Annotated in this window: 25 protein-coding genes and 1 tRNA gene; 9 read left to right on the top strand and 17 right to left on the bottom strand. The window is 37.9% G+C overall.

The features are described 5' to 3' along the window. Positions 1 to 24: 24 nt before the first annotated feature. The 7 genes from OK344_RS12630 to greA all read right to left on the bottom strand — a co-directional run bounded on the left by OK344_RS12630 (position 25) and on the right by greA (position 6032). Positions 25 to 98 (bottom strand) — tRNA-Met (locus OK344_RS12630). Positions 99 to 144: 46 nt separating this feature from the next. Continuing rightward, positions 145 to 1428 carry a TlpA family protein disulfide reductase gene (locus tag OK344_RS12625; protein WP_265145112.1) on the bottom strand — a complete coding sequence of 428 codons (1284 nt, stop codon included), beginning with the start codon at positions 1426 to 1428 and terminating at the stop codon, positions 145 to 147. 58 nt (positions 1429 to 1486) lie between these two features. Then, positions 1487 to 1711, bottom strand: coding sequence for an Fjoh_0651 family PID-CTERM protein (locus OK344_RS12620; protein ID WP_088469803.1), 225 nt, complete (start codon positions 1709 to 1711; stop codon positions 1487 to 1489). A 15-nt stretch (positions 1712 to 1726) separates the two neighbouring features. Then, a complete protein-coding gene (locus tag OK344_RS12615; protein WP_265145111.1) occupies positions 1727 to 3703 on the bottom strand; it encodes a DUF8694 domain-containing protein in 1977 nt (658 codons plus the stop codon). A gap of 90 nt (positions 3704 to 3793) precedes the next feature. Continuing rightward, on the bottom strand, positions 3794 to 4969 hold the full coding sequence (gene clpX, locus OK344_RS12610; protein ID WP_265145110.1) for an ATP-dependent Clp protease ATP-binding subunit ClpX: 1176 nt from the start codon (positions 4967 to 4969) through the stop codon (positions 3794 to 3796). 82 nt (positions 4970 to 5051) lie between these two features. Beyond that, the gene (locus OK344_RS12605; protein WP_265145108.1) at positions 5052 to 5441 is read right to left on the bottom strand and encodes an HIT family protein; all 390 of its coding nucleotides are present in this window, start codon (positions 5439 to 5441) and stop codon (positions 5052 to 5054) included. A 120-nt stretch (positions 5442 to 5561) separates the two neighbouring features. Then, positions 5562 to 6032, bottom strand: a complete 471-nt coding sequence (greA, locus tag OK344_RS12600; RefSeq protein WP_265145107.1) for a transcription elongation factor GreA — start codon at positions 6030 to 6032, stop codon at positions 5562 to 5564. Positions 6033 to 6134: 102 nt separating this feature from the next. Here greA and OK344_RS12595 point away from each other — a divergent pair, with 102 nt between their 5' ends. From OK344_RS12595 to OK344_RS12575, 5 genes are all read left to right on the top strand, one after another. After that, on the top strand, positions 6135 to 6584 hold the full coding sequence (locus OK344_RS12595) for a Rieske (2Fe-2S) protein (RefSeq protein WP_265145106.1): 450 nt from the start codon (positions 6135 to 6137) through the stop codon (positions 6582 to 6584). A 9-nt stretch (positions 6585 to 6593) separates the two neighbouring features. Next, on the top strand, positions 6594 to 7043 hold the full coding sequence (gene dtd / locus OK344_RS12590) for a D-aminoacyl-tRNA deacylase (RefSeq protein ID WP_265145105.1): 450 nt from the start codon (positions 6594 to 6596) through the stop codon (positions 7041 to 7043). A gap of 79 nt (positions 7044 to 7122) precedes the next feature. Further along, positions 7123 to 7629 (top strand): hypothetical protein, encoded by a 507-nt coding sequence (locus OK344_RS12585; protein WP_265145104.1) that lies wholly within the window; start codon positions 7123 to 7125, stop codon positions 7627 to 7629. Positions 7630 to 7650: 21 nt separating this feature from the next. Beyond that, the gene (locus tag OK344_RS12580; protein ID WP_265145103.1) at positions 7651 to 8433 is read left to right on the top strand and encodes an alpha/beta fold hydrolase; all 783 of its coding nucleotides are present in this window, start codon (positions 7651 to 7653) and stop codon (positions 8431 to 8433) included. A 45-nt stretch (positions 8434 to 8478) separates the two neighbouring features. After that, positions 8479 to 8811 (top strand): DUF1304 domain-containing protein, encoded by a 333-nt coding sequence (locus OK344_RS12575; protein WP_407936712.1) that lies wholly within the window; start codon positions 8479 to 8481, stop codon positions 8809 to 8811. Between the two features lie 13 nt (positions 8812 to 8824). Here OK344_RS12575 and OK344_RS12570 read toward each other — a convergent pair whose 3' ends face one another. Then, entirely contained in the window at positions 8825 to 9832 is a 1008-nt protein-coding gene (locus OK344_RS12570; protein ID WP_265145102.1) for a DHH family phosphoesterase, read from the bottom strand. 181 nt (positions 9833 to 10013) lie between these two features. Here OK344_RS12570 and rpmH point away from each other — a divergent pair, with 181 nt between their 5' ends. Together rpmH and OK344_RS12560 are read left to right on the top strand one after the other, a co-directional pair. Beyond that, entirely contained in the window at positions 10014 to 10172 is a 159-nt protein-coding gene (gene rpmH, locus OK344_RS12565) for a 50S ribosomal protein L34 (RefSeq protein ID WP_034755721.1), read from the top strand. 177 nt (positions 10173 to 10349) lie between these two features. After that, the gene (locus OK344_RS12560; protein ID WP_088469792.1) at positions 10350 to 11060 is read left to right on the top strand and encodes a cell division ATP-binding protein FtsE; all 711 of its coding nucleotides are present in this window, start codon (positions 10350 to 10352) and stop codon (positions 11058 to 11060) included. 152 nt (positions 11061 to 11212) lie between these two features. Here OK344_RS12560 and OK344_RS12555 read toward each other — a convergent pair whose 3' ends face one another. Beyond that, a complete protein-coding gene (locus tag OK344_RS12555; RefSeq protein ID WP_265145101.1) occupies positions 11213 to 12169 on the bottom strand; it encodes an acetyl-CoA carboxylase carboxyltransferase subunit alpha in 957 nt (318 codons plus the stop codon). Between the two features lie 49 nt (positions 12170 to 12218). Beyond that, entirely contained in the window at positions 12219 to 13733 is a 1515-nt protein-coding gene (gene gltX, locus OK344_RS12550; RefSeq protein WP_265145100.1) for a glutamate--tRNA ligase, read from the bottom strand. Between the two features lie 100 nt (positions 13734 to 13833). Between gltX and OK344_RS12545 the strand changes: the two genes are divergently transcribed. Further along, positions 13834 to 14172, top strand: coding sequence for a phosphomannose isomerase type II C-terminal cupin domain (locus tag OK344_RS12545; protein ID WP_265145129.1), 339 nt, complete (start codon positions 13834 to 13836; stop codon positions 14170 to 14172). A 10-nt stretch (positions 14173 to 14182) separates the two neighbouring features. After that, on the top strand, positions 14183 to 15112 hold the full coding sequence (locus OK344_RS12540) for a glycosyl transferase family 90 (protein WP_265145099.1): 930 nt from the start codon (positions 14183 to 14185) through the stop codon (positions 15110 to 15112). A 4-nt stretch (positions 15113 to 15116) separates the two neighbouring features. On the opposite strand, the gene OK344_RS12535 is transcribed toward OK344_RS12540, so the two are convergent. The 7 genes from OK344_RS12535 to accB all read right to left on the bottom strand — a co-directional run bounded on the left by OK344_RS12535 (position 15117) and on the right by accB (position 22507). Further along, a complete protein-coding gene (locus tag OK344_RS12535) occupies positions 15117 to 16406 on the bottom strand; it encodes a glycosyltransferase (RefSeq protein ID WP_265145098.1) in 1290 nt (429 codons plus the stop codon). A gap of 2 nt (positions 16407 to 16408) precedes the next feature. Then, entirely contained in the window at positions 16409 to 17338 is a 930-nt protein-coding gene (locus OK344_RS12530; protein WP_265145097.1) for a glycosyltransferase family 2 protein, read from the bottom strand. Next, entirely contained in the window at positions 17335 to 18288 is a 954-nt protein-coding gene (locus OK344_RS12525; protein WP_265145096.1) for a WaaS/CpsH family glycosyltransferase, read from the bottom strand. Before OK344_RS12525 ends, OK344_RS12530 begins: the two co-directional genes overlap by 4 nt. 89 nt (positions 18289 to 18377) lie before the next feature. Next, positions 18378 to 19142, bottom strand: a complete 765-nt coding sequence (locus tag OK344_RS12520) for a glycosyltransferase family 2 protein (RefSeq protein ID WP_265145095.1) — start codon at positions 19140 to 19142, stop codon at positions 18378 to 18380. A 3-nt stretch (positions 19143 to 19145) separates the two neighbouring features. Continuing rightward, complete coding sequence (rocD, locus tag OK344_RS12515) at positions 19146 to 20393, bottom strand: ornithine--oxo-acid transaminase (RefSeq protein ID WP_265145094.1); 1248 nt, start codon at positions 20391 to 20393, stop codon at positions 19146 to 19148. Between the two features lie 184 nt (positions 20394 to 20577). Next, on the bottom strand, positions 20578 to 21930 hold the full coding sequence (gene accC / locus OK344_RS12510) for an acetyl-CoA carboxylase biotin carboxylase subunit (RefSeq protein WP_265145093.1): 1353 nt from the start codon (positions 21928 to 21930) through the stop codon (positions 20578 to 20580). 91 nt (positions 21931 to 22021) lie between these two features. Further along, positions 22022 to 22507 (bottom strand): acetyl-CoA carboxylase biotin carboxyl carrier protein, encoded by a 486-nt coding sequence (gene accB, locus OK344_RS12505; protein ID WP_265145092.1) that lies wholly within the window; start codon positions 22505 to 22507, stop codon positions 22022 to 22024. Between the last annotated feature and the right edge of the window lie 49 nt (positions 22508 to 22556).

Raw genomic sequence — 22556 nt, 5'->3', positions numbered from 1 at the left:
ATCACTGATTTACAGAATTGTTTGTAGCGAAGACGGGAATTGAACCCGTGACCTCAGGGTTATGAATCCTGCGCTCTAACCAACTGAGCTACCTCGCCGCTAAAGTGGTGCAAAGATAAAAATATTTTGCAACACAGCAAAAAATTAATTCAATTTTAAATAAGAAATTACATCTGCGGCATGATCCGGTTTGGCAATAATGGTGTTGTTTGCATCCAGAACGAAATAAGTAGGCGTTGCACGCACATTATAGGTATCGGCATAACTGCTGTACCAACCTTTAAGTTCGGAGTCGTTAATCCAGGGTAAGTTATTCACTTTGTTATCGTAAGCCGCTTTTTCACTGTCCAGTGAAAAGGCAATAACTTCTATTTTCTGGGCTTTCATGGCGTTATACTTCTCGATAAGTTTCGGAAGTTCTGCTTCGCAATGAGAGCAGGTTGAGGCCCAGAAAACGATTACTTTTTTATCTGCTTTCACTGCTGCGAGCGATTTCGCTGATGTTTTCGTAGGTTTATTGAATACATAATCAGGAAACTTAGCTCCAATTTCAGTATTCTTATTGATTGCGATGGTTCCGGCAAGGCGGTCATTAATCGTACATTTCAGGTTTGTAGCTTCTGTAAGATATTTATTTTTCAGATCCTTCATCTCATAAACATCAAAAATCTCGATCAGCTCTGACAATACCGTTTGTCCACGCGGGGTTTCTGTGTTCACCGCCTTAAGAAGCTTATCAACATCTGCTGATACATTTGTACTTGGACCCACATTCAGGTAGGCCAACAGTACAGGTCTCATTAATGATGAAGTTTCAAGCATTTCATTGGATTTTACCAGGAAATCAATGATCTCATCATGCGTAACCGGTTTTCTGGCAGGATTTTTTTCTACGAATTTTGCGTAGTTAGTGTTGTAATAATTGATGAACGGGAACCTGCTGATATCCTGCGCATCCACAGAAAGACGCGATATTTCAGTATCCAGCGCTTTTCTGAATTGGGTATCTGCCTTGTAATAATCTTTTATCTGAACCAATGCGGGCAGAATATATTCTTTCTTTTGCTGCACATCCTGAATATTATTCATCAGGAAATTGCTTTCATCAAGATAATCAATATTTGAAATCTTGCCGTTCGCAGTATCAAACTTCATTTTTACGTCCTTATTTTCCGAAATAAAATTAACCGACATGTTTCCTTCCGGAAAATACAGCTTCATCATTCCCGAATACGGCTTTGTAACAGCAATTTGCCAACCGTTACCCTTTCTCATCTCTTTGGTTGTAAGGATGTCTTTTGAACCATTTAATGAGTACAGATAAACTTCTTTAGGATTAAAGCCTGCGGGTACATCAATATTAATTTTGAACTGGGCAGACAGGGAGTTTACTAAAAGTAAGGCTGAGATTGCAACAATTTTTTTCATAAGGTAAATATAAAAAAACCCATCGTAATTCGATGGGTTTATAAAGCTTTAAATTAATTTATACAATTTTTTTTCTTGTTTTATAATGGTAATAGCACATAAATAATATGGCAGCCGCCGCCAATACATATACATACATGTCAATTGGTGACGCAGGAGTTCCGGGACCTACACCACCACCACCACCAGGTGGAGAAGGAGCAGGCGGTAAAGGTTCAGCTTTGTAAAATACCGTTCCTATCAGGAGACAAAAGAATAGTAAAGATTTATTGAGAAATTTCATAATTTGTGTTTTATATTATCTTACAATTTTGGAACTAATTTTTTCACCCTTCTCTGAAACTGCTGTAACAATATAAGCACTGTTCGCTTTCGCAAGATTCAAAACATAATCTTTGTCTGCCAACACTTTTTTCTCGGCAAGAATTAACTTTCCACTCATGTCATACACTTGGATATCCGCTGTTTTCCAATTTGGATCAAAATGAACCACAAAATTGTCGATCAACTGGTGATAAACTACTTTAGTACGTGAAGGTTTCGCAGTTCCATCTGTTCCTAATACACCACTAGGCTTTCCGTAGAACAGGCTGTATCGGTCTGAAGTAACTGGGATCACCTGATTCTGCAAAATCTCCATGGCTTGACCGTCGGGAGATTTATAATAAAATCCTGTACCTGTAGATAATTGATGAACTCCATTTTCAATTAGTTCAGTATTCTCTCTAATTTCAAATTTCAGTGACTTGATGCCGCTGTTATATAAAGCTAAAGGGACCGCTTTTCCTAAAAAATCGTTTTCATTGGCTTCATTAATATATAACCAGTAAGCATTAATATAGTTCATATCATAACCGCCATTCACTGCATCTTCTTCAAATGTACCAATGATGTTTTGGTTTCCTAAAACAGACTGCGCAGTTTGCTCCGCAGTATGACCTGTAATTGCAGAAGGGTAAACCGCGTAATATGTCCTTGCAAGTTCTGTACCTTCCTCACTTAGTGCAATAACGCCAAGTTGTTTTAACGTACCATTAGCATCAGCACCTTTCCCGGCATTTACAGAATATCCTGTAGTGTTATTTCTGGGTGTAGATTTAAATCTTCTTAAATTATCAAAACTTAAAGTTTTATCGGAACCTACCTCAGCATTATTATTTCTGAGCTTTACCACAAACGTTTGCATGGGTTTAATTATGAGGCCAACATCACCCACAGGAACAGGTGCACCTGATGTAAAATTCACATATTTGGCGCCGGTTGAGAATGTTCCGGATGGAAGGGAAACTACAGTTCCCGGATCGTAGCGAATACCCTGAATGGATGAAATATTATTGTTATCAGTTACTGCACCATTTTCTGTAATCCCTATAAACCCTAAATCTAAATTAGTAAGATACGGGTTACCAAACTGATAAATATTTCGGCCAAAAGTAGCAACTGACCATGGATTAGTAGGAGCTACAGGATAATCCCAATCATCCTGAAGGTATGAATTGTAACGTTCGTTATATGAATTTAGAGCGTTACCCGTTGCACCAAAATTAACGCCATTCGCGGCATTAGTTAACTTTTCCGTTACCCCGTTAGTGAAAGGGATTCCTTTAAGGGTATATACAGTACCTGCTGGAGTTGGTGCGTTTGCAGGCATTGATGCTGGCGGATTACCAGAATCAAAACCGTTGGAACCAAGCATGTAATAAGTGGTACTTTTGGGAGTTAAAGAAGAAATATTCAGGTTATCTGAAACAGCTGTCAAATTATTCCAGGTAAGGACTTCGTTTTTTGAATATCTGACATTTGAAAATGTTTTCCCTAATGTGCCGATACCTGTACCTGAAAGTGTATTGATTGTTTTATTATAAAAAGGAAGTGCAATTTGCTGGTAAGTACCGTGTTTAGCCGTGCGGTATTCCTTATCCACTATCGCAGAGATGTTGCCCTGTGCAATTCCGTTGATGTAGAGTTGCCCATAAGTAGAAGCTGCGTAGTTCGCAGGATCATTTAGTCGCAGGATAATGTTACCTCCGTCGGTTTTATTGCCTGTTCCGGCATTGTCTAATGTTTTCAAAACATCAGTGGCAGCGCCTTCAATCATGACATTGCCCTTCACATCTAAAATACCGCTTCCTTTAGTCTGTAAACCGCCCCCGTTATAAACAAGCGCGTTTTCACCGACATAAAATATACCCGAATTGTCCACATGGACCATGACCTGGGCGGTACTTTGTAAACTTAACGCCAGGAGCGCTACAGTAAATAGATTTCTTTTCATTTTATGTGTGTTTGTGTTTTTCAAATAACTAAGTATTCACAAACAAAGATATTAATTAATTTTTTAATATAAAATAAATAGTAGAAAATCTTAAAACTTAATATTTGCTTTGGTAAGCACTATCTCATCCTGAGCTTCAATATCGAACATAAAATCTTCCAGTACTTTTTCTGTGGCACCCCTCAAACCCCGGGCTCCCAAGCCTTTTTCCATGGTTTCCTCTACAATTGCCTCAATAGCCTCATCTGTGAATTTAAGATTTACACCGTCCATCTTGAACAACTCTATAAATTGGTTGATGATCGAATTTTTTGGTTCTTTCATAATTCTTACCATCGTCTCTTTTGTGAGTTTATCCAGATAAGTCACTATTGGGAATCGCCCCAAAAGCTCCGGAATAAGACCAAATTTGCGTAAATCAATCGCATTAATCTGACTTAAAATGTAATCTTCAGCTTTATTGAGTTTTTCAGCACTGAAGCCTATGGCCTGCTTATTCAGGCGTCTCTCAATAATTTCTTTAATTCCGTCGAAAGCTCCACCGGCAATAAAGAGAATGTTTTGAGTATTTACCTGAATGTATTTCTGATCAGGATGCTTTCTACCGCCTTGTGGTGGCACGTTTACAATACTTCCTTCCAGAAGTTTAAGCAATCCCTGCTGAACACCTTCTCCAGAAACATCTCTTGTGATGCTTGGATTATCAGATTTTCTGGCGATTTTGTCAATTTCATCAATAAAAACGATACCTTTTTCTGCTTTTTCCACATCATAATCGGCAACCATGAGAAGACGAGACAGGATACTTTCCACATCTTCACCAACGTAACCTGCTTCAGTAAGAATCGTAGCATCTACGATACAGAACGGCACATTGAGTTCTTTGGCGATTGTTTTTGCCAAAAGTGTTTTACCGGTACCCGTTTCACCAATCATGATGATATTGGATTTTTCGATTTCTACTTCCCGGTTTTCATCCTTGGCGTGTAAAAGTCTTTTATAATGATTGTAAACCGCGATTGAAAGCTGTTTTTTTGCTTGGTCCTGCCCGATAACATACTGATCAAGGAACGATTTTATTTCCTTGGGTTTCTGTAAATCCGAAATACTTTCCGCGGCGGAAAAACCGGAGGACGGGGTATTCTCCATAATGATAGCATGCGCCTGCTCGATACAGTTTTCGCAGATAAAGCCTTCGTTTCCGGAAATCAAGATCTGTACTTCGTTCCGTTTTTTTCCACAGAATGAACACTGGTTGGAATTCATATATTTTTTATAACTTTTTTAGTGAGAATATTATTCAAAAAATTTGTCAAAGCTTTTTCGACTTTGACAAAAATTTTGGTTTTTATGAGTTTATGATATCATTCTGAATTTCTCTGTATTCAGAATCCGATAATTTCAAACGGGAATTTTTAAAATTCATATCATCCATTTTTTCAATCGGAATTAAGTGAATGTGTGCATGAGGCACCTCCAAACCTACCACTGCAACTGCTATTCTTTGGGACGGATAGGCTTTTTCGAGTTTTTTGGCAACAGTTTGTGCAAAACTCCATAAGTTTTTAAAATCCTCATTTTCCAGATCGAAAATAAAATCGGTTTCGTTTTTGGGAATCACCAAAGTATGTCCTTTTACCAATGGCATTGCATCCAGAAAAGCGAGATGATTTTCATCTTCTGCGATTTTGTACGCAGCGATTTCGCCTTCGATGATTTTTGTGAATATGGAACTCATGTTTTTGGGTTTGATGCCGCATTATTTCAAAATGCGACGGTTTTAACGCTGCAAATTTACAACATAATTAAAAAAGCTTTGAATAAATTTCGCCAGATATGTGTTGATTACTTAAACTTTTTACAAAGAGATTTCCAAAACTTCGAAAGAAAGTTTGTTTCCGTTTGGCAAGACAATGTCTGCAGTTTCACCGACAACTTTCCCTAAAAGACCTTTCGCAATCGGCGTGTTAATGGATATTTTTCCCGCTTTAAGATCACTTTCGTTATCCGGCACCAAAGTGAATTTCTGTTCTCCTTTTGTCGTATTATTTTTCAGTCTTACGGTGGTTAAAATTGAAACTTTCGAAGTATCAAGTTGCGATTCATCAATTACTTTCGAATTGATAATTAAATCCTTCAGTTTAGAAATTTTCATCTCCAACATTCCCTGTGCTTCTTTTGCAGCATCGTACTCTGCGTTTTCCGAGAGGTCGCCTTTATCTCTAGCCTCAGCAATCTGCTGGGTAATTTTTGGTCTTTCAATAGTTTCCAACTGTTCCAGTTCCACTTTCATTTTGTCCAAACCTTCTTTGGTAACATAACTTGCCATAATTTCTTTTAATTTGCGTTAGTATAAAAAAATAATCCGACATTTGCCGGACAATGATTTCTGTTTGTATTCGTTTTACAAATATATAAATTTTATTTTTAAATGAAAAGAATTATTTCTACAGTCATTTTACCAATTATACTCATTTTCAGCGCCTTAAACATCAGTTCCTGCAATGAACGTGAAGAAACCGTAAATTGCTTTCCCGACGTTCCCGTAAATGTTATTTTAAACATTAATTTGCCCGCATATTATAATTTACAAAATGTAAACGGCTGGATTTATGTAAACCAGCAGGAAGCCGGAACACGTGGTCTCATCGTAGTGCGTACCACAAACGGATTTAAAGTTTACGACCGTAATGCACCGCACATCTGCCCCGACACCAATACAACACTGAGTGTAGAAAACAACATTAAAATCGTGTGTCCAAAAGATGGTGCCGAATGGATTCTGATTACCGGAGAACCTATAAAAAATGCGCAGATTGCGCCAAAAACTTACCGGTATAATTTCGATTCAGCTACCGGAATCTTAACTATTTTCAACTAAATTTAATGCATGAAAGCTGTCATTCAAAGAGTTTCTGAAGCCTCCGTAAAAGTTGAAGGTAAAATTGTTGGCGAAATTTCGAACGGTTTGCTGCTCCTGATCGGAATTGATGAACTTGATGAAAAAAGTGATGCCGATTGGCTCGTACAGAAAATCCTGAATCTTAGGATTTTCGGCGATGAGGAAGGAAAACTGAATCTTTCCGTCACAGACATTGCAGGCGAAATACTTTGCATCAGCCAGTTTACCTTAATCGCCGATTATAAAAAAGGAAACAGACCTTCGTTTATAAAAGCTGCCAAACCAGAAAAAGCAGTTCCATTATTCGAATATTTTAAAACTGCGGTTGCCCAATCTGGTTTAAAAACAGAAAGCGGAATTTTCGGAGCCGATATGAAAGTTTCTTTGCTTAACGATGGTCCTGTTACAATCGTGATGGATTCTAAAACGAAAATTTAAATAATATCTTCTTCTATTCTTTAAAAAAATATTTTGCTTTCAAATTTTATATAAATTTGAACAAAATCATCATTTTTTTATGAATAAAATTTTAATCCTTCTTTTCACATCGGCACTTTTTTCCTGCACAAAAAAAGAACCGCATCTTAACACTACAAAATCAGACAGTACCAAAATCATTGAGTCGATTAATGTTGTTAGGATGAAAATAAACGACAGCATCCGACTGAAAAACAACCAAAATATTTTTGCAGATCTGAGCGGAACGCATGTACTAAGATTCAGTTCTGATGAAAGCCCCGCAATTAACGGAAAAGTAAATTTCGAAAAGACAGGCCGGGATTTATATACAATTTCAGGCAGCGGGAAATCCGGACAAAACACTGTAAAAATGGAAGGCATCATCAACCGTGTTTCAGCCAAACATCTTAACTTTGAAGGGAAAATCATTCAGAACATTAACGGAAAAACCTATACCAGAACCAAGAAAACGACTTTTCTGGACGAAGGAAAAGGCAACTTCTGGCGACTTCAGGACAAAATTAATGGTTCCGGATTTGTTGAGTACATTGATATTTACTTTTAAGAAACCTCAAAAAATTAAATTATGCTGAATTACGAAATCTCGGGCACAGGCAAAGAAAAACTGGTTTTACTGCACGGTTTCATGGAAAATCTAATGATCTGGACAGACATGGAACCTTATCTTGCTAAAGATTTTACATTAATAAAAGTTGATCTTCCCGGGCACGGCCTTTCTAAAGTGCACAATGAAATCCACACGATGGAATTCATGGCTGAGGAAATAAAAAATTTAACTGATCATCTGAAACTCGGTAATTTTCATCTTTTGGGACATTCCATGGGCGGTTATGCATCCTTGGCTTTTGCCGAGAAATATCCGGAGGTTCTCAAAAGTTTGACCTTATTCTTCTCAACCTATTTTGCTGATGATGAAGAAAAGAAAGAACAGCGCAGGAAAAGCCACCGAATCATTCGGGAAGCTTACACAAACTACGTAAAAGCAGGCGTTCCCAACTTATTTAACGCAAATGAAAAAGATATTCTTGAAGGCAAAATTGAACTGGCTAAAGAAATAGCACTTTCAACTAAAACAGACGGCGTTCTTGCAGCCGTGAAAGGAATGACCGAACGGGTGGACAGAAAATCGGTTCTGGAAAACTTTTCGGGAAAAACTCTCATCATTGCCGGAAAACACGATCAGGCTGTAAATGTGGAGAAAACGCTTAAAAACCTGCCTGACAAAACCAACATTAAATCTTACCTGCTCGATTGCGGTCATAACGGACATTGGGAAAAACCGGCAGTTTGCGCAGCAATCATCAACACCGAACTGCTGCACAATCTACCCAAAAATTTAATCTTTTAAAATCCGATAACCATGTAAATTCTCTCAAAGATTTTAATCGCAATTGTGGCTCTGGAACACCTTTACATCATGTACATGGAGATGTTTGCATGGGAGACTTTAGGAAAAAAATCATTTAAAGGCGCATTAAAAGACGAACTCTTCACACCAACGAAAGGCCTGGCAGCAAATCAGGGTCTCTACAACGGATTTTTGGCTGCCGGACTCATTTGGTCTTTATTGATTAACGACTCCAACTGGTCAACGTATGTTGCCCAATTTTTTCTGTCATGTGTAACCGTTGCAGGATTATATGGCGCTTTTACTGCTTCGAGAAAAATATTTTTTGTACAGGCTCTGCCGGCGATTATAGCGCTTCTTGTCCTCTTGTTGACATAATTTAAAAAGAGCTTTAGAAATCTTCTTCAGCAATTTTTTCTTTAAAATCTTCAATCGTTTCTTCGATGGATTTCCTGTATTTTCCGCCGGCTGCATTGATGTGACCACCCCCGTTGAAATATTTACGGGAAAACTGATTCACATCTACATCTTCTTTGGAACGGAAGGATATTTTAATGAAATCCTCATACAAATCTTCCATGAAGAAAGCTGAAACCTGCGTTCCCATGATGCTTAATCCATAATTTACAAAACCTTCGGTATCTCCTTTCTGGAAGCCAAACTCTTTCAGCTCGTCACGTTTCAGCCATAATATCGCGACTTTACCTTCCTTCACCACTTCTACCCTGCCTAAAACCAAAGCAAGAAGATGCAGTCTCGAAACCGTATTGGTATCCCAGGTATTTGAGGTTATCATTGCCGGATCAGCTCCTTTTTCAATTAAATTAGCGACAATTCTGTGGGTGGTTGCGCTGGTCGAACGGAAACGGAAACCGCCTGTGTCCGTCATAATTCCAGTATAAAGGCATTCGGCGATATCTTTATTCACTAAATCGCTTTCATTAAGCGCATCAATAAAGTGATAAATCATCTGGGAAGTCGCGGGAATTTTAACATCCGAATACACAAAATCGAAATCTTCAGGCTGCTGGTGATGATCGATCAAAATCTTCTTTGCTCTGGCTTTTTCAATCCAAGGGCCTACGAGATTTCCACTTCTGTGAGACGCGTTAAAATCGAGAATAAAGATTACAGCTGCGTTATAAATAGCTTCACCAGCCTGTTTTCTTTTATAATCTGCAATGATGATTTTCTTTGCATCGGGCATCCATTTCAGGAATTTCGGGAAATCATTGGGAACAATTACATCAGCCTCCAGACCTTTCTGGCTTAAGAAATGTTTCAGCCCCAAACTCGAACCAATTGCATCTCCATCCGGGTTATAATGCGTAATAATCACAATTTTGTTTCCGGGTATTAAGAGTTTTTGAATCGATGAAATTTCTGAAGGCGTAAACATATTGATCTGAATTTTTTAAGACTTCAAATATAAGTTTTTATCATTAAGCGTACACAAGCCTCTGGGAAAGAAGTAAGGTACATTCACTGAAAATAATTCAAATATGTTTGCAGAAAGTAAAAACTTTCATATATTTGCAGTCTGAAAAATAAGATATAGTTTTTACTAAAAAATATTAGCAATGAGCAAGAGAACATTCCAGCCATCAGAAAGAAAAAAAAGAAACAAGCACGGTTTCAGAGAAAGAATGTCAACTCCTAACGGAAGAAGAGTTTTGGCAGCTAGAAGAGCAAAAGGCAGAAAGAGTTTAAGTATTAGCTCGGCGAGAGCTAAGAGATAATCTCAGAAATTATCATATACAAATATGCTTGAAAAGTAAATTTTCAGGCATTTTTTGTTGTTAAAATTTGCCAAAATTAAGCACAAACACAAACTTTTTCTTTATTTTTGGCAAGGTTATTTGCAACATCAATAATCCCGGAATTATCGGGAAGATTCAACAACAATCAGATAAAGTATGCCACATTCCTCTCACGAAGGCCAGGATGTAATCCGCCTGAAAAGTGCTAAAATTGCCCAGAAAAATTTTACGGTCCTGAACGACGTAAACCTTCATATCAAAAAAGGCAGATTCTGCTATCTTATCGGAAAAACAGGTTCCGGAAAAAGTTCTTTGCTGAAAACACTTTACGGACATATTCCACTTTCCGGTGGAGAAGGTAATGTTGCAGGATTCGATCTTGCCAAACTTCGCATGTCTGATGTACCGAACCTGCGCAGAAAACTTGGAATCGTCTTCCAGGATTTTCAGTTGCTTACCGACAGAACCGTAGAGAAAAACCTCCGTTTTGTCTTGGAAGCTACGGGTTGGAATGACAAAACTAAAATCGACGACCGGATAAATGAAGTTTTGGGAAGTGTAGGCATGAAATCGAAAAAACACAAAATGCCGCACGAACTTTCAGGAGGTGAACAGCAGCGTATTGCTATTGCGAGAGCCCTGCTAAACCACCCAGAACTCATCCTTGCCGATGAACCTACTGGAAACCTGGACCCCGAAACTTCGAACGAAATTATGACTTTACTGAAGCAGGTGGCGTTCGAAAATAATTCGGCTGTAGTGATGGCAACGCATGATTACCATATGATTCAGAATTTCCCGGGTGAAGCAATCCGTTGCGAAGATGGCAAAGTAACCGTTTTGAATACTACTGAACTTTTCGAATAATAAAATTTTCATACGAAATATAAAAAATCCTGCAAATTTCATTGCAGGATTTTTCGTTTTATAATCATTGAAGAACTTTGGCTAAAGCCATCAGTTTTGCACATAAAAAAACGGGCTATAGCCCGTTTCTATTGATTTATTTCAATTTTTTATTATCCTTTAAACTGACCCATCGCGATAAATTTATCCTGTCTTTGGGTTTCAAGTTCTTTACCGGTAAATGAAGAGAAAGCCTTGATGTTATGCAAAATCGAACTCTTTAAGTGCTCATAAGCAACCTGCGGATCGTAATGTGCGCCTCCAAGCGGCTCCTCGATAATTCCGTCTATAAATTTTTCTCTCAGTGCATCCTGAGGAGTTAATTTCAGTGCGTTGGCTGCGTCTTCTTTATGATCCCAGTTTCTCCACAGAATTGAGGAGCAGCTTTCAGGAGCAATTACGGTGTACCAAGTATTTTCTAACATATACACTTTATTTCCAACTCCAATTCCCAATGCTCCACCACTTGCTCCTTCGCCGATAATGTAAACGAAAATCGGGGTTTTAAGCATGGTCATTTCAAAGATATTTCTTGCAATTGCTTCTCCCTGTCCACGTTCTTCCGCTTCCAATCCTGGATAAGCTCCGGGAGTATCAACTAATGAAATCACAGGAATTTTAAATTTCTCTGCCAGTTTCATCAGTCTTAAAGCTTTTCTGTAACCTTCGGGATTACTCATCCCGAAACGGCGGAGCTGTCTTTCTTTCGTGGTTCTCCCTTTTTGGGTTCCGATGATCATCACCCTTTGCCCGTCAATTGTTGCCAATCCACCGACCATTGCTGGATCATCGGCAAAATTACGGTCACCGTGAAGTTCCAGAAAACTGTCTTTATCGGTAATTCCTTTGATGAAATCTAAAGTATAAGGGCGATCCGGATGGCGGGATAACTGAACCCGCTGCCACGGGGTAAGGTTGCCGTAAATTTCTTTCTTCTTTTCTATAATTTTATCTTCAATTTGCGAGCAGGCAAGTTTCACATCTACTCCGCTCTCTTCACCTACCAATGAACAGGTTTGATACTGATCCATCAGTTCTTTTATGGGAAGTTCAAAATTTAAATACTCCATTTCTTTAGTTAAGAATTAATCTTTCAAATTTAGGAAAAATAATAGAAAATCAGCTGATATTATTCACTGCATTTTTTATCCTGCCCACACTTTCTTCTTTGCCTAATACCTGCAAAATATCGGGAACATCGGGACCTTTCAACTCACCGACTAAAGCTAAACGCAGTGGCATCATCACTTTACCCATTCCTAATCCTCTGGTTTCAGCGAAATCGTGTATAATGTGTCTTAAATTCTCAGCTTCGAAGATTTCAGTTCCGTGCAATGCTTCCGCAAAATCATTCATCAGGGATGAGGTTTGCTCGTTCCAGGCTTTTTTCACCGCTTTTTCGTCGTATGATGAAGGGGCTTCGAAGAAAAATTTACCGTCGGTATAAATATCTTTGATGAATGTGGCTCTTTCCTTCATTAAAGAAATTATTTTAAGCAACTGGTCATCATCTAAATGACTAAGATTGATATCTTCAACTTTTTTAAATAATACGAGCGCTTCCTGATCGGAAGTCAACTTCAAATATTCGTGATTAAACCATTCTGCTTTTTCTTTGCTGAAGCGTGCTCCGGCTTTATGAACTTTATGAAGATCGAATTCCTTTGTCATTTCCTCCAAAGAAAGAATTTCTCTGTCGTTAGCCGGACTCCAGCCCAGGAGCGCAACCATGTTGATGAATGCTTCGGGGAGATAACCCTCTTCTCTATAGCCTTTGGAGACCACTCCGGTTTGGGGATCTCTAAAATTCAGAGGAAATACCGGGAAACCAAATTTATCACCATCTCTTTTGCTGAGTTTTCCTTTTCCTTCAGGTTTCAGAATTAAAGAAAGGTGCGCAAATTGAGGTCTTTCCCAACCCATTGCTTCATACAACAAATAGTGTAAACCAAGAGACGGCAGCCATTCTTCACCGCGAATAACGTGTGTAATTTTCATTTCGTGGTCATCAATGATGTTGGCAAAATGGTACGTTGGCATTCCGTCGTTTTTTACCAAAACTTTATCATCAAGCGTATTGGTATTTACTGAAGATTTTCCGCGGATGATGTCTTCAAGATTCAATATTCTGTCGATAGGCATTTTGAACCGTACCACGTATGGAACATTTTCTGCCAACAAACGCTCTACCTCATCTTTAGAAAGTGTAAGTGAGTTTTTCAGACGGTTTCTTGTGATATAATTATAGGCGAAAACTTCGCCGTTTTCTTCGTATTCTTTACGAATTGCATCGAGTTCTTCAGGCGTATCAAAAGCCAGGTATGCGTAATCTGTTTTCAGGATTTCTGCCAGATGCTTATCATAGATTTCGCGTCTTTCCGACTGGCGGTAAGGAGCAAATTTGCCTCCGTGTTTGGGGCTTTCATCGGGAATAATTCCGCACCACTCCAGGGCTTCCATAATATAATCTTCAGCACCTTCCACGTACCTTGCGGTGTCGGTATCTTCAATTCTTAAAACGAATTCGCCGCCCTGGTTTTTCGCGAAAAGGTAATCGTATAAAGCTGTTCTAACCCCGCCTAAATGTAAAGGTCCTGTAGGACTTGGTGCAAAACGCACACGTACTTTGCTCATTGTTGCTAAAAATTTAAGCTGCAAATTTAAGTAAAAATTGAGTTTATACAGGATTTGAGATATTTTATTTAGTTTTGCATCTTAAACATTTTTTAAAATGCTGGAAATTGGCGACAGACCTTGGGGGAAATATTATGTTTTGGCAGATGTAGCTGCCTATAAACTGAAGAGAATTGAAGTGAATCCTGGCCAACGATTATCATATCAATATCATCATCACAGACAGGAATTCTGGACTATTGTGCAGGGTGAAGCCGTGGTAATTCTTGATGAAGTTGAACATATTGTGAAATATGGCGAAAGCATTTTCATTCCGCAGGGTGCAAAACATAGAATCGAAAACAGAACTAATGAACTTTTGATTTTTGTAGAAGTGCAGACCGGAACTTACTTCGGGGAAGATGATATTGTACGGATTCAGGATGATTACTTCAGGTAACTGATTGTATATGAACGGTAAAAAGCAGAACAAATTACTTTTTTATCTTAAAGGATATTTGAATTTTCTGCTACCCGTCAGCAAAAACTACAAACAAAAAATCATTTCCCTTGAACAAAAACTTTCTGCAGAACAACTGAAACATGTTGAAGAACGGGTTAACTATTACTGTAAAACAAGTATAAAACCACATTCCTCAGGAAGTAGAATTAAAGATTTAAAAAGGGCAAAAACGCCCAAATCTTATTATTTTGACACGTACGAATATGCGAAGTATTTCGATGAAAATCTTTATATCAATTTCGTATTCGGCGACGTGACCGAAGTTCCGGAACTTACTTCCATCGTAAAAAGTCGGCCCATTTCAGATGACAATCAGAACAGCGTTTTGCTCAATTTAGACAAACACCGGCATTTTGTTTTTCTCAAAGATGATAAAAAGTTTTCAGAGAAAAAAGATCTGCTTATCGGCCGAGGCGCAGTCTACCAGACACACCGGTTTGATTTTTATGAGAAATATTTCGATCATCCATTAACAGATTTAGGTCAGGTAAATAAAATCGGTGCAAAACCGGAAGTTTGGTATAAGCCTAAAATCTCGCTTGCGGCACATTTGGATTATAAATTCATCCTTTGTCTGCAGGGAAATGATGTAGCGACCAACCTTAAATGGGTAATGTCATCAAATTCCATCGCCGTAATGCCGAAACCAACGCTCGAAACCTGGTTTATGGAAGGGAAACTGGTTGGCGGCAAACATTATATTGAAATTGAAAGCGATTACTCTGACTTGGAGGAACAACTAAATTTCTACATCAACAATCCTGAAAAATGCCTCGAAATCATTAAAAATGCTAATGAACACTGCGAACAGTTTTTTAACAAAGATGTGGAAGATTTATGCTCGCTGAAGGTTCTAAAGAAATTTTTTGCACTGTAACAACTCAATCCTCCCAAATATACTTTCGCTCCTTGCCGGTAAACTTATTTTGAAGTTTTACAAACTTTTCTTTAAATTTCACATACCAAAGCTGGCGTAATTTATTTATTTTCTGTTGCTGAATTTTTGTTTCCAATAAAAGTAATGCTTCCGAAGATGTAGTTTTTACATTCATTTTTGGAATCAACTCGGTTTGAATAATTTCCAATCTGTTTTTTATCTTACTGCCAATTAATTGTGGCGAAAGATTTTTCTTTACATCGGATTGTCCTCTTTGAGCAACATCCTGAGCAGTTTTAGGATTTTCATAAACATATTTCATCATTTCAGCTGCATGTGAAAGGTCGGGATCTGCCCAAAAATCTTTGTCTGTACTAAAATAATATAACTTACCCGTTTTAATAAGATCATATTTTATAAGAAAGGAGTTATTCAGGTTCATAAACTCCGTATTTGCAGAATACCCAGTGGCGATAACTGGCTTTCCGAGATACATTGCCTCTGCCATCGTAAGTCCAAATCCTTCAGACCTATGAAGCGAAACAAAAGAGTTACAGCAGTTCATTAAGCCAAAAAGCCGGTCTCGTTCTAAAATTTCTTCTATCAAAATAATGCTGCTGTTATTTCCAATTCTATCAACCAACATTTTCTTTTCTCTGGGAAATTCGTTACTTAATGAAGATTTTATAACCAATACAACTTGCTCATTATTTTTGCCAAATGCTTTTTCGTAAGCGTCGATAGCTCCAATGGAATTTTTACGGTTTATCGAACTGTAATAATCGAACATCGTAAAGAAAATGAATTTATCCTCGGGAAGATTAAATTCTGCTCGGGTGAAAGCAGGGGTTTCAATTTCGATGGAATGCATGAACTTAAGCACAGGAACCGGCGACAATTTAGAGATAGCTTCTGTACAGAAATTACTGGGCACCCAAATCTCGTTAAAAAGGTCAAAAAACACTTTAGATTCTTCAGGAAAATTTTCGAGTTCCCAAGCCCAAAAACCAATATTATATTTCCCCTGAAAATATCTATTATCCGTTTGGTCAATTACATCCATCAGCTTATCAATATTAATCTGAATTAAATTGATGTCATAAGGATTATCTTCGCTGACTACTTCAATTTGCTCATCCCTGATATATTTAGAAATCTTTGTATTAAAATCATTCAGAACAAAAGGAACATCTGTAGTTTTTATAGAACGGATATTTGACCGAACTCCTTCACCAAGACCGAATTGCTTGTTTATATAACCGGAAATATTAACTCCAAAATGATTTTCTTGCATGTCTATTTTAAAAATAAAGATTGTAAAGGAAACTCCTTTCTTAATTTAGTTTTCAGATTCTGGTACTTTTCAGCACTTAACTTCAAAACTTCTTCGATTAATTCCTTCTGAGTAGCGCTTGTCTCCTTCAGCTTTAAATATTTTGCGTTTGCACTTCTGAGGCTGCGCAAAATTTTTCTGTACGTTTTAAAATTAGCATTAAAACTGTTAAATGAAAAATAGTTTAAAAGATAATTTTCTGATTCAGTTCCTTGTGGCAGAAAGACACCTCCTACAGTTTGGTTTGCGTGCAGACGATATTTGATATATTTTTCAGATAAAAAATGAAGCTTTTTTTGTTTTGAGGCAATCAGCGCAATCCATTCGTCGTGATGAAAACTTTCAACACTTGGAAAAGGCAAAATTTGGGGCCGAAACTCTTTTCTTATGGCCACAGTTGCTCCCGTTACAATATTCCGCAGAAAAGCTGTAATTTCAAAAAAATCAGGTTCTAAACCTTTATTACTTAGCATTTCAGGAGCATCCCAAAAACTAATTTTCTCTAATTCCTCACCATCGTCATCAATACCTAATCCATTTGAACACAGAACCGCAATATTGGGGTTCTTTTGAAAAAAATCACAGTAATTAGCAACTTTATTCTCCATCCAAACATCATCCTGATCACACAGAAAAATAATTTCGTTCTGACAAAGTGAAATCGCTTTCTCAAAATTTTTTACACTCCGAAGATTTTCCCCGTTGATGTAAATTTTAAATAATTCCGGATACTTTTCTTTATAAGAGTTTAAAATAGAAACGGTAGAATCTGTGGAGCCATCGTCGCACACAACTATTTCGTCAACTTTTTTAGTCTGATCCAGAATCGAATCTGTCTGCTGACGAATGAATTTTTCCCCGTTATACGTACAAAGTGCAACCGATGTTTTCATAAATTAAAAACAGTTTCCACCCAATTTTCGAGGGTATATTTACGGTAAATATCCGGTGGCAAATCCTGATAAGGAGTCTCGAAAAAGGCGGTAGAGAAGTTCGACAAATCCTCATCGATAATCAGAATATTTTCACTATTGTAAAAATCATAATCCTTAACTGTCGGATTATTGGTTATGATTTTCTTTTTCAGCGCCATGGATTCAAAAATCCTGAAACTTAAACCGGTTTGGTTATCGCGGGTTAAATCGAGCAATACTCTTCCCTTACTGTAATAGCCGGGAATCTCTGAATGTTTAATCCTTTTTCTTGTATAAGTGATTGATGGATTGATCTGCAGATTGAGGTTCTTCTTCCATGTCTTTTTGCCTACGATTACAACATGGCACGAGAGTTTTAAATCCTGTAATTTCTTGATGATTTTTGAAAGCAGAAAAATACGGTTATCAAAAGAAGCCAAATAAACCAGGTCATATATCGCCTTTTCCTGAATTTTGATTTCGGATAAATAATTATAATTGGTGATGAGCTTAAAATGATGTCGCTGGGCATCATTTTTATCGAAACTGAAAATCTCATCAAACAAATCTACAAGATGATCGGCGGGGCAACGCGCTAAACTGTCGTAGAGGTAAGCGATATATTTATTGGTGAACTTCTTGATTTCTTCGTGATATCTGCGTTCAATAAGTTCCGGATTAATTACAAGGATCTGGTCCTGTTTACCCAACTTTCCGAGTTCATCAAGAATCATCTTCTGGCGCATCTCGTTCTTAAGATTGCGTTGAAGAATAATTTTAGAAAAAGTATTCTTTAGTCTTGCAGGAAAATTACGGTGTCGATAAGCGCCAATATTGATGTGGTGTGCATCAACGCCCTTTTTGCGCAGTTCATCTACAATATGAGCGTCGTAATTCCAAAAATCAAAACTGATAACACAGATTCTCATAGATAATTTCGGTTCAGTAAACTACAATAACGAAAGTATATAAAAATACTGATATTTTACACTCATTTTTTCGTTTTATTACGCTTTGTTTACTTCTTTTTCTCTTCTTTTTTTAAATATTCGTAGGTTTCAAAAACACTTAAAGTCTGCAGCGACGAAAGCTGAAAACCTTCCTTCCCATCTAAAAACCCAAGTCGCAATATATAAGTTTTGAAAAATTTAAAAGCGGCTTTTAAATACTGCATTAAAACATTGAATTTTTTTCCTTTGGCAAAAAGTTCTTTTCCTTTTAAAAACCCATAATGTATCATTTTCTTTCGGTATGATTCATAATCATTCACAGAATAGTGCAGAAGTTTATTTCGCAGTTCACCAATTTTGCCATTAACCTGCAGCGTTTCATGAACCTTTTTTTCAGCGATATACCTGCATTTGCTTTTCCGGAAAAGCCGGAAATTCTTATCGGTCTGCGTTCCCGAAAAATGTATTGGTTTGCCTGCGAAATAGAATTTTCGGTAAAAATAATAGGCATCTTTTTTTTCGTCAGCATTCATTTCACTGATGATTTCTGCACGCAGCTCAGGTGTAATCCGTTCATCTGCGTCAAGAAAAAGAACCCAGTCATTTTTTGCTGCATCCAGTGCAATATTCCTTTGCTTAGTGAAGTCTTCAAATCTATGTTGAATAATTTTCACTTTTGGATTCCGGGAAGCAATTTCAACAGTGTTATCAGAACTGAAAGAATCGACAACAATAATTTCCTCACAAAAATCAAAACAATCCAGAACTTCCTGAATGTTTTTTTCTTCATTAAAAGTGATAATTAAACCGCTGATATGTTCTATAAAACTCAACCTTTAATCTTTCTTAAATTCTAAAACTGTTTTTTCGATAATCGATACGCAATCCAAAATCTCTTTTTCGGTTATTACCAAAGGCGGTGCCAAACGGATGATGTTTCCATGAGTTGGTTTGGCCAAAAGACCGTTATCACGCAGCGAAAGACAAAGATTCCAGGCGGTTTTGCTTTCCGGAGTATCGTTGATGAGAATCGCATTTAAAAGACCTTTCCCGCGCACACCTTTGATAAGATCAGTCTTTTCGATTAATTTCTGAATTTCATTTCGGAAAAGCTGCCCGAGTTTTTCGGCTCTTTCTGAAAGGTTTTCTTCTTCCACAACATCCAAAGCAGCGACTGCAACCGCACAGGCAATCGGATTTCCTCCGAAAGTTGAACCATGCTGCCCCGGTTTAATTACATTCATAATTTCATCATTGGCCAAAACCGCAGATACCGGATACATTCCACCGGAAAGCGCTTTACCTAAAATCAGAATATCAGGCTGAACATCCTCATGGTGACATGCGATGAGTTTTCCGGTTCTGGCAATCCCTGTCTGTACTTCATCGGCAATAAAAAGAACATTATACTTTTCACAAAGTTCCGAAGCTCCTTTTAAGAAGCCTTCATCCGGCACATAAACTCCAGCTTCACCCTGGATGGGCTCAACCAAAAACGCAGCGATATGGGCTGAATCGTTTTTTAAAGTTTCTTCTAAAGCTCCAAGATCATTGTATGGGATTTTTATAAATCCAGGTGTAAATGGCCCGTAATTTCTGTTGGCATCGGGATCGTTGGAAAAAGAAACGATTGTGGTTGTTCTTCCGTGGAAATTATTTTCGCAAACAACAATTTTTGCTGCATTTTCTGAAATTCCCTTCACTTCGTAGCTCCACTTCCGGGCGAGTTTTACCGCGGTTTCTACGGCTTCAGCACCGGAGTTCATTGGTAAAACTTTATCAAACCCGAAAAGTTCGGTAATTTTTTTCTCGTACTCGCCTAAGTTGGCATTATAAAATGCACGGGACGTTAAGGCCAACTTCTGCGCCTGATTCACCAAAGCATCAACAATTTTCGGATGCGAATGTCCTTGGTTTACAGCAGAATATGCTGAAAGAAAATCATAATATTTTCTACCTTCTACATCCCATACAAATACACCTTTTCCTTTCTGCAAAACCACCGGAAGTGGGTGATAATTGTGGGCACCATATTTTTCTTCGAGTTCTATAAAGTAAGAGGATGTTTTGTTTACTGTATGCATGCTGATGTGGTTTTAAGTGAACACAAAAATACGCATTTATTTTGATCTGTTGAAGCGTTTGCAGCTAAACTAAAAGCAGCAAAATCAGGTCTTAATTAAGAAAAGCATGGGGAAAAGCCGCTTAATCATTCCAAAAAAAAACCGGCAATTTACTGCCGGTTGATATTCACTTCTAATAAAGATTTTAGTAATTAAATTTCTGATCCATCACAAAATCTTCCATGAATTTTGTGGTGTAATTTCCGGCAAGATAGTTTTCATCTTCCATCAATTGTCTGTGGAAAGGAATCGTAGTTTTTACGCCTTCTATATAAAACTCTTCTAAGGCACGCTTCATCTTTGCGATGGCCTCATCGCGTGTTTGTGCTGTAGTGATTAACTTTGCGATCATCGAATCGTAATTAGAAGGAATTGTATAACCTGAGTACACATGGGTATCAACACGAATTCCATGACCGCCTGGAATATTCAGCTCGGTAATTTTTCCCGGAGAAGGACGGAAATCGTTAAAAGGATCTTCTGCATTAATTCTACATTCAATTGAGTGAAGTTTCGGATAATAATTGATCCCTGATATTGGCGTTCCTGAGGCTAAAAGAATCTGCTCCCGGATAAGATCGTAATCCACCACCTGCTCTGTAATAGGATGCTCTACCTGAATTCGGGTATTCATCTCCATAAAATAGAATTTGCGATCCTTGTCCACCAAAAACTCAATAGTTCCCACACCTTCGTACTTGATATATTCCGCAGCTTTTACTGCAGCTTTACCCATTTCTTCACGAAGTTCATCGGTCATAAACGGAGAAGGAGTTTCTTCAGTTAACTTCTGATTTCTTCTTTGTACAGAACAGTCTCTCTCTGAAAGGTGACAGGCTTTTCCGTATTGGTCACCGGCAATTTGAATTTCGATATGTCGTGGCTCAACAATGAGTTTCTCCATGTACATTCCACCATTTCCGAATGCCGCAGTAGCTTCCTGAACTGCAGAATCCCAATGTTCCTGCAAATCTTCAGCTTTCCAAACCGCTCTCATTCCTTTTCCTCCACCTCCGGCGGTAGCCTTAATCATCACAGGGTAACCGATTTCGGCAGCAAGTTTTGCAGCGGTTTCATAACCGTCGATTAAGCCTTCAGAACCGGGTACACATGGAACTCCTGCTTCTTTCATGGTAGCTTTAGCATTTGCTTTGTCTCCCATTCTGTCGATCTGTTCGGGAGTTGCACCAATAAATTTAATGCCGTTTTCCTGACAGATTCTGGAGAAATTAGAATTTTCTGATAAAAATCCGTATCCCGGGTGTATCGCATCGGCATTGGTAATTTCTGCTGCCGCAATGATGTTTGAAATTTTAAGGTAAGAATCTTTGCTCATCGGAGGGCCGATGCAAACTGCTTCATCAGCAAACCTAACGTGCAGGCTGTCTTTATCCGCAGTAGAATAAACTGCCACAGTTTTGATTCCCATTTCTTTGCAGGTACGCAGAATACGCATTGCAATTTCGCCTCTGTTGGCAATTAATATTTTTTTGAACATCGTACTTGAAATTTTAAATTTTGAATTTTGAATTTTAAATTATTTTTAAATGAGCTCCATTTAAAATCTATAATCTATAATTTAAAATTTCTTAAGAAGGATCAACTAAGAATAAAGGCTGGTCATATTCAACAGGCGAAGCATCATCTACCAAAATCTTCACGATTTTTCCTGAAACCTCAGATTCAATCTGGTTGAATAATTTCATGGCTTCGATTACGCAGACAACTTTACCGTTAGAAACCTCGTCGCCAACATTTACAAAAACATCTTTATCCGGTGATGGTTTTCTGTAGAAGGTACCGATCATTGGGGATTTAATGGTTACAAATTTACTGTCATCCGAAACAGCGTCAGCAGCTGGTGTGTTCGCAACAGGTGCAGATCCTTGTGCAGCAGCAGGTGCAGCTTGCTGTGGCGCAGTATGATAAACAGCCGGTTGCTGCATATAGCTTACCTCGCTCCCTCCGAGTGGAGTCTTGATCGTGATTTCGAAATCTTTTGTTTTGTATTTTACTTCAGAAACTTCTGCTTTAGACACAAATTTGATCAGATTTTGTATGTCTTTAATGTCCATTATATTTGATATTTGTTTGTTATGCCAAAGATACTAAAAAACAGCAAAA

It is taken from the genome of Kaistella yananensis (genome assembly GCF_026107505.2).
Classification (GTDB): domain Bacteria; phylum Bacteroidota; class Bacteroidia; order Flavobacteriales; family Weeksellaceae; genus Kaistella; species Kaistella yananensis.
This window is presented reverse-complemented; position numbering and strand designations above follow the sequence as displayed.